Genomic DNA, 14,984 nt, shown 5'->3' on the forward strand with positions numbered 1-14,984 from the left:
TATTTACAGCAAAATACCTATAAAAAGTACTACGTATAAATGGATAATGTAAATATCAAAATATTAGCCGAGGCACTTAATTTATCTACATCTACCGTTTCTAGAGCATTTAGAGATAATAGCGATATAAACCTAGCCACCAAAGAACGAATTTTGGCTATGGCTAAGCAACTTAACTATCAGCCAAACCATTACGCTAGTAACCTACGCGAACAAAAAAGCAAAACAATTGCTGTAATTGTTCCAGAATTAGCAAACAACTACTTCTCCTTAGCCATTCAAGGGATTGAAAGTGTAGCAAGCGCAAAGGGTTATCATATCTTAGTGTATGCTACTAATGATCAATTTGAAAAAGAAGTTTCCTTTATACAGCATTTACATAATGGCAGGGCCGATGGAATTATCATGTCTGTTTCTGGAGAAGCCAACGACCATAACTACCTGAACGAATTAGCTAAAAAACGATTGCCACTGGTTTTTTTCGACCGTGTTTATGAAGATATTGAAACACCTAGGGTAATTACCAACGATTACGAAGCGAGTTTTTCAGCTACCGAACACTTAATTAATCAAGGTTGCGTAAAGATTGCGTATTTAGCTGTAAACAAAACACTGTCTATTGGCAAAACGCGTATGCAGGGTTACATAGATGCCTTAAAAAAACATAACATCACATTTAGCGATGAGCTGATTATAGACTGTACCAACAATTACAAAGAGAACATAGATCACCTAAAATCAGCATTTACCGAGCTAAAACCAGATGGCGTATTTACTTCTGTAGAGCGTTTAGCCTTTGCCACGTATTACGCTTGTTACGACCTAAAGCTTGATGTGCCAAATGATATTAAAGTTATAGGTTTCTCTAGTTTAGAAATTTCACCGCTACTAAACCCGGCTTTAAGTACGGTTACCCAACCTGCTGCAGATTTAGGTAAAACCGCTGCAGAATTACTGTTTAAAATGCTCGAAAATCCTGATCAAATCAGTCCAAATACTGAAGTGATTTTAAAGTCGGAAGTGATGCAAAGACGCTCTACTTCCAAGTAAGAATATGAGCTGAAAAACAGCTCGTTTTATAGCGTAAAAACAGCATTATTTTTTTCAAAAAAATCCTAAGTTTTCTGAAAATACGCAGAATTTCGACTTTCGCACATGAGCGATTTTAGAAAAGTTGCCGAAATTTTCGGGAACGTTCCCGAAAACCTACCCGAAAAAGTCTACGAAAACAACTTAGTGTAAATAATACACCAATTTTAGAAATTAAATTTTACAAAACACTATAAATCAGATAATTAAAAATTATACATAAAATATTTATAAAACAAAAAACAGTAAATAATTCGCTCTTTACGTCAAAAAACTTCTAAAAAAAATGGTGTTCAAAAAAAATATGATATAAAATTTTGATTATTGTTATGCTACATTAAATTTACAATAGTGTAATACACAATAATTTATAACCAAATATTTAAACTTAAAAACGGGCTTTTTCTATGAAAAAAAATTACCCAATCAAGCTATGTCTGTTGATGTTTTTTGCGCTCTGCACATTAACAACTTATGCTCAAACCGGAAGCATCTCAGGTAAAATTTTAGATGACTCAAAACTTCCGATTCCGGGTGCATCAGTTCAGGTTGATGGCACCCAAAAAATTACCGCTACAGACAATGATGGTAACTACAGAATTACAGGATTAACGGCAGGAACTTACACCTTGACGGCTAAGTTCATCGGCTTTGCCTCAAAAAAACTAACGGTTACTGTTGGTAGCGGAAGTGTTGTACTTAATTTCGAGTTGGCTGGAGAACAAACTAACCTAAACGAAGTTGTTGTAGTGGGCTACGGAACGCAAACCAAACGTGAGGTTACTGGCGCAATATCTAAAGTAACAGGCGATAAGCTAACCAGTTTACCAACCCCAAGTTTTGAGGCCAGTTTACAAGGGCAAGCGCCAGGCGTACAGGTTACACAAGGTTCTGGTTTAGCTGGTAGTGGATCTGTTATAAGAATTAGAGGTATTGGTTCTATTAGTGCTGGCGGAGATCCCTTATATGTAATTGATGGAATTCCTGTTACTTCAGATCCTTTTATTACTGGAAACCGAGGAGCAATGAACCAAAACCCATTAGCAACCATTAATCCTAACGATATTGAATCGGTAGAGATTTTAAAAGATGCTGGTGCTGCCGGTATTTACGGTTCTCGTGGCGCAAACGGTGTAATTCTAATTACCACTAAAAGAGGTAAAGCAGGCAAACCAACTATTTCCCTTTCTAGCAAATATGGTTTGAGCACTTATGCAAACAGACCTGAGTTCGCTAACAACACAGAGTGGTTACAACTTCGTCAAGAAGCGTGGACAAATGATGGCAACACTGGCCTTGCTCCTCTTCCGGGTGGCATTACTTGGGCACAAGCACAACAAACCAATACAGATTGGTGGGATATTTTAACGCAAACTGGTAAATCTAACGATCAGGCTATATCATTTAGTCAAGGTACAGACAAAATAAAAACCTACATATCTGCTAACTACAGCGATAATGCAAGCTTTTTAGTTGGTAACTCTTACGAGCGTTATGGTTTCAGAACCAATTTCGACATTAAACCAACTACTTACTTTTCTACCAGTATTAACGTAGGTTACGATAAAGGTATTAACCAACGCGTTAACGCAGCTTGGGGCGGTGGTTTAGGTGATGCAATGTCTACAGCTTTACCTATTTACCCAGTTTACAATGCAGATGGCACTTTTTATAGCAATGGCGCAAACCCTGCTCGTAATTTAGGTTTATTGGATTGGAAAACCAGAAATGAGCGTTTATTAGCGGGTATTACAATGGAATTAAAACCAGTGCAAAACTTAAGCATTAAAGGTATTTTTAATATGGATAACCTTGATGTACAAGACAATATCTTCACGCCTGCATCTTTAAGAAATGCTTCGGTTGGTTATGCTAACTTGTACCCTACTAAAGTTTTTAACAGAACATTTACTGGAACCGCAACATACGATTGGCAAATTACCGACAAACATAAGTTAACTACTTTGGTTGGTGCCGAATCTCAACTTTCTTACAGAAATTATTACCCAGGTGGGATTTATGGCGAGGCGAACGAGCCATTCTCAGAGAATAGAGAAAACTACTTAAGAACTATGGCACTAATTGCTGGGCCAGGTTTTTATGTGAGCAATGCAAACAGAGATACATTTGCTTCGTTATTTGCTCGTTTAAATTATTCTTACGACAATAAATACTACCTACAGCTTTTAGCTAGAAGAGATGGTTCATCTAAATTCGGACCAAACAACAAGTTTGGTTATTTCCCTGCAGCTTCTGCTTCTTGGTACATTAGCGAAGAAGATTTTATGAAAGACAATAAAGTAATTAGCAACTTAAAACTAAGAGCTAGTTATGGTTTGGTGGGTAGTTCTAACTTTCCCTCGGCAGAATATTATCAGCGATTTACCTATTTAAATACCGGATATAACGGTCAGGGAACTGCTGTATTGGCACCGGGCAATGTGGGCAACCCGAATTTACAGTGGGAAGAAGGCAGAAATTTTGATTTAGGCTTAGATTTTGGCTTGTTTAAAAATCGTATTACGGGAGAGATTTCATACTATAACAAAAGAACCAAAGGCGCTTTACTTAATGGCGGTATTTCTCCATCAACTGGATTTGGAACTGGATGGATTAACGTAGGCGAGATCTTAAACGAGGGTGTAGAGCTTAGCCTTAATACAACAAACATAGATTCGAAAGACTTTAAATGGATTACCCGTTTAAATGTTTCTAAAAATTATAATGAAGTAATCAGCCTTGATGGCTTAACACCAGATGCAGTTGGTGGTGGCACCAACGATACCCGTATTGCTGAGGGTTACCCTATCGGCACAAATTTCCTAGTGCGTTTTAAAGGTGTAGATCCTGCAGACGGTTTACCAATCTGGTTAGATAAAGATGGTTTTGAAACTAAAACCTTCTCTTTAGATAATCGCGTTCCGGTTGGAAAAATCTTACCAGATTACGTAGGTGGTTTAACTAATACCTTTAGCTTTAAAGGTTTCGAATTAAATACTTTATTCACTTTCGCAATTGGCGGAAACTTGTACGATGCTTCTGCAAAACGCCAATTGGGTGTGGTTACCGACTGGAATATTAGAACAGATATAGCCAATCGTTGGAGACAACCTGGAGACATTGCTGATTTTCCTCGCTTAACCATGAATAGCGGTACTTATGCGGGTTTATCAAGCGAATGGCAATACAACTCAACTATGTTTTTGTACGATGCAACGTTTGTTCGTTTAAGAGAAGTTACCTTGGCGTATAGCGTTCCTGCAACATTTGTACAAAAATTAAGACTACGCAACCTTAAAGTATTCGCTACCGGAATGAATTTGTTAACCTTTTCTAAATACCCAGGTGGCGATCCAGAGATTGCTCGTGATTTCGAAAATCCACAAGACAGAAACATGAGTCCGAACGTAACTTATTTAACTACGCCACAACAGAAATCAATAACTTTTGGCTTATCAACTTCATTTTAATAACAGTTAAATAGATAGAAAATGAAAATCAATTATAAAAACATATTAAAATCATTCCTTATCCTTTCTGTTGTTGTAATGGTGGGTAGTGGATGTAAAAAATACCTAGAAAGCGATCCTGTTGAAGCTATACCAAAAGATAAGGCATTAGTAGACGAGGCTTCTGTTAAGGCGGTAATGGTATCGGCTTATCAAATTGTAGCCGGCGGACAAATGTTTGGCGGAAAAATACAGGTTATTAACGAGTTGCTCGCCGATCAACTAGACGGATCGCAATTGAATACCGATTTTGGTGAGATCTTCAATCGTAAAACTTCTGTGTTCGGAGATTTCAAAAATGGAATGTATACTGACATTTATCAAGCCATTTTTAGAGCAAATACAGTTTTAGAAAACTTGGATAAAACATCTGCTTTAAGAGATAATTTAGAAGGCGATGCGAGATTTATAAGAGCGATTAGCCATTTTGAAGTGGTTAAATTATTTGCACAACCTTATGGTTTCACTACAGACAACAGCCATCTTGGTGTGCCATTGAGAACTTCTACTCAAATATCTCAAGGCACAAGAGCTACGGTAAAAGAGGTTTACGATGCTATTATTGCAGATTTGAAAATTGCTGAAAACAAATTGCCGGATGAAAATGGTGGTTATGCAACTAAATGGGCGGCAAAAGCTTTATTGGCAAAAGTTTATTTCCAAATGAACGATTTCCAAAACGCTTATTTATATGCTAACCAGGTAATAACCAGTAATAAATTTACTTTGGGAACTTATGCCAATCGTTTCTCAGAAACTGCAAACCCTGAAGCTATTTTCAAGTTAATAAATACAAGAGGCGTTTTTGAGCCAGGAGGCGAACTTAGAGGACAATTTCGTTCAGACTTTAACTTGCCAACTTTAAGATTTTCTGCCGCGTTTTATGCAAGCGTAAATACGCCTACAGATGTGCGTAAAGCATTGTACGATAATGTAAAATATCCAGGTTTTATTGTAACCAAGAAATACAATGCCGATAGATTCGAAGTTCCTGTGCTTTACTTAACAGAGATGAAACTTATCAGAGCAGAAGCGGCTGCAGAAACTGGAACAAACCTCACTGTGGGTGCTCAAGATGTAAATGATATTTTGGCAAGGGCTTACGGAGGCACTAAATCTATCCCGTTAGCATCTTCGGCAAGCTTAATTAAAAGCAATGCCCGTTTGGAGCGCAGCATCGAATTTGCTGGCGAAGGAAACAGAATTTCTGAAATTAAACGTATTGGTGCCAAAGGCGAGAACATTGATAAACGTGGTGCAGTTTGGAATTGTCCGGGTTTAGTATTGCAATTCCCGCAAGGCGAAATGGCTACTAATACAGCTTTTCAACGTAATCCAGAAGGTGGTTGTAACTAATAACTGATTTAAAATGAAAAACATTAAATATATTATCATGGCAATTTGCTTCATTTTATTAGGAAGCTGTAAGCCAGAAGAATTTGGACCAATTGGTTCAGACACTAACGTGGTTAAAGAACTGCAAGGCACTTGGGGCTTAACAAAAGTTACCCAAAAAGATGAAGATGCCGCTACAAAAGGTTTTCCTTATAAAGAATTAGACATTACCGCAGTCTATCCTTATAAAGATTTAACCATCGCTTTGCAAGGCGATGCAAGTGGTGCACCTACTAACTTTACAATTACGCCGGGCAACTCTCCAAAAATTGCTGATTTTAATACTGGAACCTGGGCAGTAGACAATGCCATTGCACCAACAATTATTACGCTTAAAAACGGCACAGTAACTTCAGAGTTAACCTTAGGTTCTTACGCAGAACTTAAGTCTGGAAAGTTTTACCTTAAAAAAGTAAAAAAATCCAATGGTAAAGCCATTCTAAGCTACACTTATCAATTCACTAAAAAGTAAGCTGATTTATCATGAAAAAATTAATATTATCTTTTATATTAACGTTGAGCACTGCTTTTGCATTTGCTCAAGTAACATTAAGTCCGGCTACTTTTACTGCTGAAGATGAGGTAACGATTAGATTAGATGTAACCGGAACGCCGATGGCAGGACAAACCGATGTGTATTTATGGATGTTTTCTAACGATGGCGTTGGTGGCGGTAAAGATGCGCTTACCAACGGACAATGGGGAAGCTCTTCTGAGGCCGCAAAAATGACTAGAGTTTCGGGCAATATTTTCACCTTTAAATTTACTGCTACAACCTTATTTGGTCAAAGTCCGGCAGAGCTGATAAACTTCGGTTTTTTAGGAAAAAGTAAAGATGGAACTAAACAAACTCCAGATTATAAACCTTACAAATTTGATCCGTTAGTATTTACACCAAATCAATTTCGTGTATTCCCTTCTAAATTAGATCAAACTGATATGACTACGGTATATTTTCACCAAAATTTAGCTACTGAACAAAATCTGCAACGTATGTTTGATGTAAAGGTTACTTTAACTTTCTACAACGATTTAGGCGCAGTGGTTGCAACAAGAAATGCCTTAGTAACTACAAAAGAATCGGCAACTTTATTTTCTTACTCTTTTATTCCTGAGCGACTTATTACGCTAACTGCGGGAACAAAATTGAGCAAATTTAGCTATCAATTTACCGGAAGCATTAAGGATGCCACAGGTGCAAACGTAGCAACAACAGGTCCAGTTACAGAAGTAACCTACACTGTTTTTAACTAAAATCCAATGAAAAGCAAAATATTATATATCCTATTAGCAGTTGTAGCAATTGCAATAGGTTGTAAAAAAACTGATTTTAGCAACGAATCTAATGGCGAGGCATTGGGCGGTTTCGCAATTACTGCTCCAAGTAATAATGCTATGATTGTTCTAAATTCGGCCACGCCAAATAACAAACTTACTTTTACTTGGTCCGCAGCCAAACCTGGCGTTAGCACCGCACCAACCTACAAATTTGTTGCGGCATTAAAAACGGGTAGTATTGATGCGCCAATTATCGAATTAGCATCAGACGCCAATGGCACATCAACTACATTAACACTTACACATAAGCAATTAGATGATGCGCTAAAAGCAAAATCAATCGCCGATGGCATAAAAACAGATTTAATTTGGGCAGTTAAGGCAACCAATGGAGATGTAACCATTACAACTTCTCCAGCCTTAAATATTGCTATAACTCGCATGGGCGATGGGGTGAGCAACTTTTTACTTTACGGTCCCGTGTCTTCGAGCACGCCGGTAGTAATTAATCCAAATTCTACTACAGATTTTTTAAATTTCAAATGGCAAAAATCTTTTGCTGGCGTTGCCGCTAATGCTACCAAATATGTTATAAAATTTGTGGCTAAAGGTGGCGATTTTAGTTCACCACTTTTCACCTACACTTCTGCAAACAGCGGACTAGACTCTGCACTAGCAATTGGCTATAAAAACATCAGCGATAAGCTTACCGCCGCCGGATTTACTGACCAGGCGACACCTGTTGCTCTGCAATGGACCGTTGAAGCAACCTCTGGAAATTTCAAAAAAACCGCCGATTATGTAAATGATTTGGTAATTACCAGAGAAGTTAAAATGTTTTTAGTTGGTGGCGATACCCCAGCGGGATGGACCGCGGAAAGCGCTTTACAAATGATTCCTGATGCTTCTAATCCTGGAACATTTTACATTTACGTAAAATTGACTGCAGGAAGCGGTGGATTTAAGTTTTTAAACCAACAACAATGGCCAGGTGGTAGCTTAAACGCTGCAGATTGGGGAATGAAACCTGGTTCTCCTGGCGACGCAGTAGTTGATGGCGAAAGCAACATTGAAACCTATGGTGCAAGCGGTGTATATAGAATTACTTTCGATCAGAAAAATCTAAAATATTACGTACAAGCGGATCATGGCAGAATGGGTGCTGTTGGTGGTGCAACCGCAGCTGGTTGGGACCCTCCTACTATCTTCCCTTCTCAAGCTTTAGGTTTCGTTAATACGAATAAATTTTTAGGTCTGGTATCGCTTACTAGCGGGCAAGAATGGAAATTAATTGATGGAAACGCTTGGGGTAATGGCTCAATTTCTGGATCTAGAGATTATGGTAAAGGTGCTACAGCAGGAAGTATGTTGGAGGCAAATGAGTCTAATTTTGCGCATACCGGCACTACCGGATTAAAACGTATTATTTGGGATGGAACGGATATTAAAAATCTTAAATATTCTGTAACAGACGGATCGGTATTTTTAGTTGGTAATGCTACCGCTGGCGGGTGGGATAATTCAGCTTCAAACAATGCTTTGCCTGCAATGACTTACGAAGGAAATGGTAAATGGACGGTAACAGCTAATTTAACTGTTGGCGAGTTTAAATTTATCGTTACCAAAGGAAGTTGGGATTTTGATTACGGAGGCAGTGCCGGAAAAATTTCTAACGGCGGTGCAAACCTAGCGATAACCACCGCTGGAAACTACACCGTTAAAATTGACGAGTACAACCAAACTTATACCGTAACTAAAAACTAAACTATCAATATACCACTAAACAAAACAGGCTCTTTTAAAAAAGGGCCTGTTTTGTTTGAAAAATATTACAAAGAACAGGAAACAACGTCAAAATGACGTTAATTAGTGTATAAAGTACACTTTGTCAATATTATAGCTTTGTTTCAGTTTTTCAAACAGTTAGTGGTGCCGAATGTTAAGAAATAAAAAACTCAATTTTAATTTTTTATTTCAAAAAAGGCGCATATATTGGTAGACTTTTTACTAATTACGTAACTTAAAAAACAAAAAATGATAGTTATTGCAGATGGTGGATCAACAAAAACTAACTGGTGCTTAATTAACGAAGCAGGCAGAAAAATCTACTTTAACACTGAAGGCTACAATCCATATTTTTCTAAAGGAGATTATATTGAAAGCTCGCTAAAAAACTCTTTGCCAGACCACTTAGAGCCTGAAAAATTAACCGAAGTTTACTACTACGGTGCAGGTTGCTCTACCGATTCTAACAAAAAAATTGTTGCCGATGCAATGCAAAATGTTTTTGTTAACGCTAACATTAACGTTGGTCACGATTTATTGGCCTCTTGCCGTGCCTTACTGGGCGATGAAGAAGGTTTTGCAGCGATTTTAGGAACAGGAACAAACTCTTGCCTATACGATGGAAAAGATATTACCTTAAACATAGATTCTTTAGGTTACTTTTTAGGTGATGAAGGAAGTGGTAGCTATATCGGCAAACGTATCCTGTCAGACTACATGAGAGGCTACATGCCTAAAGGTTTACGTGAAAGTTTTTATGATAACTATGCATTAACCAACGAAGATATTTTCGACAATATTTATAATAAACCCTTACCAAATCGTTTCTGTGCGAGCTTTAGCAAATTCATTTACGACTTTAAAGAAAGCTACGAAGATTATACACAATCGGTTGTCGATTATGCATTTACTGCATTTTTTGAAAACTTGGTAATTCATTATCCAAACTATAAGAATTACAAATTAAACTGCGTAGGTTCAGTTGGATATAGCTTCAGAGACACTTTAAGCATTGTTGCAGATAGATACGAAATGGGTGTTGGTAAAATCATCCGTTCTCCAATAGATGATTTAGTTGCTTACCACTTGAGCAAAAGATAATCTGAAAAGAAAACTCCTATTTTTATTATAAATAGCAATTATTCACAAAAAAGGGTCGTTATTTTATAACGACCCTTTTTTGTGAAACCACTTGTCATATCAACAAGCAATTTTTAACCTGCAGATAGAGCAACTTATCCTGGCAAATGGTATGGTCCCATTTGTGGTATATAACCACTTAAACATTCACCCGCACTTCTATTTCTCGAACTTTGTAAATAAAGATAAAGGTGCCCATATTTCCCTCTCCTATCATCTACATTATTACTTCTGTCATTAGTCTATTTTAACCCACCTTTAACTCGGTTCATCTCGGTTTCAGACAGCACAGAGCTACTTTTTGCTAATTCTAAGAAATTTTTCATAATATATCTTTTTAAGTGATGTGCCAATATATTTAACAAAAATACCATGTATATATGCATATTTATATACGCTCGGCTATAAGCTATATTCAGTATGTTTGTTGCCATATTCGAATTGCAAGCCAAATAATAATGAATAAATGTTCAGCGCATTATCCTTTTCAATTTTATATTAAGAAATAAATTTTGGATTCTTTTAAGAGGAAAAATCACTTAATTATTAAAGCGAGGAGATAGAATTCCTAAAATCCGTTACTGCACAATAACTTTCCTAGTATAAGTTTTAGAATCTACCTGCAAAAGCAGGATATACATACCCGCACTTATATTGTTATTTGCAAATTCCCATTCAAACTCGTGTTTTCCAGCAGGTTGATCAGCTTTAACTAACACAGCTAACTGTTTACCCGCCAAATCTATAACACGCAGGTTAACCTTAGTTTTAGCACTTAGCGTGTACGAAATAGTTGTACGTAAAGTAGCAGGATTTGGGTAGTTAGTAAAATTGGAAACCTGTTTACCAGCAAAGTTATTTACAGATAAAATCGGGTAACGTGCAAATGATGATTGGTTTGAAACGGTCAAAGCATATCCTTTTAACTGTGCTGAAACGTTTAAATTCGACACAATTACCAAGAAAAAAAATACAATTAGCTTGTAAAGTTTCACCATACGCAAGGATTCTTAGTGTAAATATAACACTTAAACGTAAATAACGTTTGTACTAGCAATATTTTTTTTAAGGGAAATCAAAAAAACTAGTCAAAGATCAATCAAGCTAAAAATCTAAAGCACAATAAATTAACTCTTAAAAAGAAATTTCCTTACCAAAAAGCTTTGCATATTTACGCCTATCAAACTTGTACAAGGTAGCAGCCCTAAAAGACACGCCTTTTTGTTTTTCATCAAGCTCTTTTAAAACGCCAAAACTTAACATTTTCTTCCTGAAATTTCTTTTATCTAATTTCTTACCCAGAATGAGTTCGTATACATTCTGCACCTGGGTTAGTGTAAATTTCTCTGGCAGTAATTCGAAGGCAATTGGTAGATGCTTAATTCTACGTTTTATCTTCTCCAGGCCCTTGTCAAAAATATGCTGGTGGTCAAAACCTAGCTTCGGTAATTCCTTAACATTTATCCACTGTGCTTTTTTAGCATAAGAAGTTAAAGGCTTTAAAGCCTTATCTCCACCAAGGCGTAACATGGCATAATAAGCTACCGAAATTACACGACCTTGTGGGTGCCTTCCCACCTCGCCAAAAGTGTAGTATTGTTCCATGTAGATATCGCTCAAGCCGGTTAGCTCGTGCAAAATACGCGATGCTGACTGATCTACGCTTTCATCCTCTCCTACTAAATTTCCAGGCAAAGCCCACCAATCTTTAAAAGGTTCTTCATTACGCTCAATCAACAAAATTTTTAGTTCGCCAGCATCAAAGCCAAACAAAACACAATCTATAGAGACCGCAGAATTAAATACAGGTAATACTTCTTCCAAGACAAAAACGTTTATATTTATTTATAGAACAAATAAACACACTTGTTCTGTTAATCGATAAAAATAATGAAAAAAAAATTACTTAGTGTAAAAAATACACACTATATTCGTGTATTATAATGGAACCAAATATTAAAAATATAGCAGTACTAACCTCGGGAGGCGATGCCCCGGGCATGAATGCTTGCATTAGAGCAGTAATACGCACAGGTATTTACCACGGAAGAAATATGTTCGGGGTAATACAAGGCTATCAAGGATTGATCGATAACAACATTGTTCCGATGAACGCCCGCTCTGTAAGCAATATTTTACATATGGGTGGCACCATCCTAAAAACTGCCAGATGCCTTGCATTTAGAGAGGATGAAGGGATGGAAAAAGCTTTCCAAAATCTGAAGGAAAAAGAAATAGACGGACTTATTGTTATTGGTGGCGATGGTACTTTTACTGGTGCGCAACGTTTTGGCAAAAAATACGGCATTAATGTTATTGGCGTTCCCGGAACAATAGATAACGATTTATACGGATCTGACTTTACATTGGGTTACGATACGGCGATAAACACCATCATAGAGGCTATTGATAAAATTCGAGATACAGCAGACTCTCACGACCGTTTATTTTTTATTGAAGTGATGGGCAGAGATTCTGGATGTTTAGCGTTAAGAACCGCAATATCTAGCGGTGCTGAAGCAGTTTTACTACCAGAACGCGAAACTTCTCTTAAAGATCTTATCACTAAATTAAAAAGTGGCGCATCAACCAAAAAATCTTCGAGTATCGTTATTGTATCCGAAGGAAATAAATATGGCGGCGCTTATGATATAGCTAAAGCGGTTAAAAAGAAATTTACGCATTACGATACTAAGGTTACTATTTTAGGTCACTTGCAAAGAGGCGGTAGCCCGAGTGGTTTTGATCGTATTTTAGGTAGTAGACTAGGTTATGCTGCGGTAAACGCAATTTTGGCTGGCGAAACGATGCAAATGGTTGGTCTTCGTGGTAATGAAATTAAACTAACCAGTTTAGACGAAGCCTTACACGCCCACAACTATAAGCTAGAAGACGATTTGTTGGAAATGACGCACGTTTTATCAATTTAATTTAGATGATAGCAGTAGTTTATAGCGGATCGAAAAGCTCATTTTGGAGAATAGCCCTTGATGGAAAGGTTATGGCCGAATGTACCATACCCGGTATAAATCCGCGACTAAACGACTCGAAATACATTATCCAACAATTGAATAAAAATATATCCTTAATAAATTACGCAGAGCAGGTAAAAAAAATGAAGATTTTTGCAGCCGGCGCATCTTCCAAAGAATCGCAAGAAGCATTAGCTAACACATTAAATTTGTTTTTTAAAAATGCGAAGATTAAAGTTAAGGACGATATTTACGGTGCATCTATTGCCGCTTGCTACGACAAGTCTGGCATAGTAGGAATTTTAGGCAGTGGTGCAAATTGTGCTTATTTTAATGGTAAAAAACCAGAGAAAAACAATTTTGGTTTAGGCTATATTTTAGGAGACGAAGGTTCTTCCAATTATTTTGGAAAGATGATCCTGAAAAACTTCTTAGAAGATAAATTGCCTGCCGACTTAAAAAAAGCTTTCGATCATAAATATAATTTAGACAGAGCAATCGTTTTAGAACGAATTTATAAAAAACATGGTGCACAGCAATATCTCACTTCGTTCTTAGACTTTTACTTGGAGAACAGAAGTCATAAATTTATTCAGCAGATTGTTGATAATGCTTTCGAAAAATATTTTGCCACCTACCTATTGCCAACGCTAAGCAAACACCCTAACCAGGAAATCCACTTTGTGGGAGCCGTAGCCGGAAACTTTCAGGAAAACCTGAGAGCAATTGCAGCTAAACACCAGTTAGAAATAATGACTATTACAAAAGAACCAATATATAATTTACTTAATTATTACTCAAATTAAATAAGATGACTAAAGTAGGAATAAATGGATTTGGCCGTATCGGCAGATTAGTTTTTAGAGCCGCACTTAAAAGAGGCTTAGACATTGTTGCAATCAACGACTTAATTGAGCCAGATTACATGGCTTACATGTTAAAATATGATTCTACACACGGACGTTTTGACGGTACCGTAGAAGTTAAAGACGGACAATTAGTTGTTAACGGTAAAACCATCCGCATTACAGCAGAAAAAGATCCAGCAAACTTAAAATGGAACGAAGTTGGTGTAGAAATCGTTATCGAATCTACTGGTTTGTTCTTAACTCGTGTTGATGCTGAAAAACACATCGCAGCAGGTGCTAAAAAAGTAGTTTTCTCTGCACCAGCTAAAGATGCAGACATCCCTACGTATGTAATGGGTGTTAACCACGATAAATTAACCGCAGATCAAACTATCGTTTCTAACGCTTCTTGTACTACAAACTGTTTAGCGCCAATTGCTAAAGTATTAAACGATAACTTTGGTATCGTTGAAGGTTTAATGAGTACTATCCACGCAGTAACTGCAACGCAAAAAACTGTTGATAGCCCATCTTCTAAAGATTGGAGAGGTGGTCGTGGTGGTTTCTCTAACATCATCCCTTCTTCTACCGGTGCTGCAAAAGCTGTAGGTATGGTTTTACCAGAATTAAAAGGCAAATTGACAGGTATGTCTTTCCGCGTACCAGTTGCCGATGTTTCTGTAGTAGATTTAACTGCTCGTTTAGAAAAACCAGCTACTTATGAGCAAATCAAGGCAGCTATGAAAGAAGCATCCGAAGGTTATTTAAAAGGTGTTTTAGGTTACACAGAAGACGAAGTTGTTTCAACTGACTTTATTGGTAACGATCACGCTTCTATTTTTGATGCTGGAGCTGGTATCTCATTGAATGATAACTTCGTTAAAGTTGTATCTTGGTACGATAACGAATGGGGTTATTCTTCAGCGTTAGCAAAATTCGTAGAATATTACGGAACTTTAAAATAAACA

Annotated in this window: 12 protein-coding genes; 10 read left to right on the forward strand and 2 right to left on the reverse strand. The window is 37.1% G+C overall.

The window, feature by feature from the left end; all coding sequences use genetic code 11:
- The first annotated feature begins 39 nt into the window (after positions 1 to 39).
- The 7 genes from DUT69_RS14430 (at position 40) to DUT69_RS14460 (ending at position 10,157) form a co-directional block, all read left to right on the forward strand.
- Positions 40 to 1,050, forward strand: coding sequence for a LacI family DNA-binding transcriptional regulator (locus DUT69_RS14430; protein WP_113653947.1), 1,011 nt, complete (start codon positions 40 to 42; stop codon positions 1,048 to 1,050).
- Positions 1,051 to 1,496: 446 nt separating this feature from the next.
- Positions 1,497 to 4,559 (forward strand): SusC/RagA family TonB-linked outer membrane protein, encoded by a 3,063-nt coding sequence (locus DUT69_RS14435; protein ID WP_113653948.1) that lies wholly within the window; start codon positions 1,497 to 1,499, stop codon positions 4,557 to 4,559.
- A 21-nt stretch (positions 4,560 to 4,580) separates the two neighbouring features.
- Positions 4,581 to 5,954, forward strand: a complete 1,374-nt coding sequence (locus tag DUT69_RS14440) for a RagB/SusD family nutrient uptake outer membrane protein (protein WP_113653949.1) — start codon at positions 4,581 to 4,583, stop codon at positions 5,952 to 5,954.
- Positions 5,955 to 5,967: 13 nt separating this feature from the next.
- Complete coding sequence (locus DUT69_RS14445; protein ID WP_113653950.1) at positions 5,968 to 6,465, forward strand: DUF5004 domain-containing protein; 498 nt, start codon at positions 5,968 to 5,970, stop codon at positions 6,463 to 6,465.
- 11 nt (positions 6,466 to 6,476) lie between these two features.
- Entirely contained in the window at positions 6,477 to 7,247 is a 771-nt protein-coding gene (locus tag DUT69_RS14450; protein WP_113653951.1) for a hypothetical protein, read from the forward strand.
- A gap of 6 nt (positions 7,248 to 7,253) precedes the next feature.
- Entirely contained in the window at positions 7,254 to 9,035 is a 1,782-nt protein-coding gene (locus tag DUT69_RS14455) for a SusF/SusE family outer membrane protein (protein ID WP_113653952.1), read from the forward strand.
- A gap of 270 nt (positions 9,036 to 9,305) precedes the next feature.
- Positions 9,306 to 10,157: a BadF/BadG/BcrA/BcrD ATPase family protein gene (locus DUT69_RS14460; protein ID WP_113653953.1), complete on the forward strand. Its 852-nt coding sequence runs from the start codon at positions 9,306 to 9,308 to the stop codon at positions 10,155 to 10,157.
- Between the two features lie 617 nt (positions 10,158 to 10,774).
- On the opposite strand, the gene DUT69_RS14465 is transcribed toward DUT69_RS14460, so the two are convergent.
- Together DUT69_RS14465 and DUT69_RS14470 are read right to left on the reverse strand one after the other, a co-directional pair.
- Positions 10,775 to 11,194, reverse strand: coding sequence for a T9SS type A sorting domain-containing protein (locus tag DUT69_RS14465; protein WP_113653954.1), 420 nt, complete (start codon positions 11,192 to 11,194; stop codon positions 10,775 to 10,777).
- A 136-nt stretch (positions 11,195 to 11,330) separates the two neighbouring features.
- Positions 11,331 to 12,020, reverse strand: coding sequence for an NUDIX hydrolase (locus DUT69_RS14470; protein WP_113653955.1), 690 nt, complete (start codon positions 12,018 to 12,020; stop codon positions 11,331 to 11,333).
- Positions 12,021 to 12,139: 119 nt separating this feature from the next.
- Between DUT69_RS14470 and pfkA the strand changes: the two genes are divergently transcribed.
- The 3 genes from pfkA to gap are packed head-to-tail and all read left to right on the forward strand — an operon-like array spanning position 12,140 to position 14,981.
- Positions 12,140 to 13,126, forward strand: a complete 987-nt coding sequence (gene pfkA, locus DUT69_RS14475; protein WP_113653956.1) for a 6-phosphofructokinase — start codon at positions 12,140 to 12,142, stop codon at positions 13,124 to 13,126.
- Between the two features lie 5 nt (positions 13,127 to 13,131).
- Complete coding sequence (locus tag DUT69_RS14480; RefSeq protein ID WP_113653957.1) at positions 13,132 to 13,974, forward strand: hypothetical protein; 843 nt, start codon at positions 13,132 to 13,134, stop codon at positions 13,972 to 13,974.
- 5 nt (positions 13,975 to 13,979) lie between these two features.
- Positions 13,980 to 14,981 carry a type I glyceraldehyde-3-phosphate dehydrogenase gene (gap, locus tag DUT69_RS14485; protein ID WP_113653958.1) on the forward strand — a complete coding sequence of 334 codons (1,002 nt, stop codon included), beginning with the start codon at positions 13,980 to 13,982 and terminating at the stop codon, positions 14,979 to 14,981.
- Positions 14,982 to 14,984: the final 3 nt, after the last annotated feature.

Source organism: Pedobacter namyangjuensis (assembly GCF_003313325.1).
GTDB classification, from domain to species: domain Bacteria; phylum Bacteroidota; class Bacteroidia; order Sphingobacteriales; family Sphingobacteriaceae; genus Pedobacter; species Pedobacter namyangjuensis.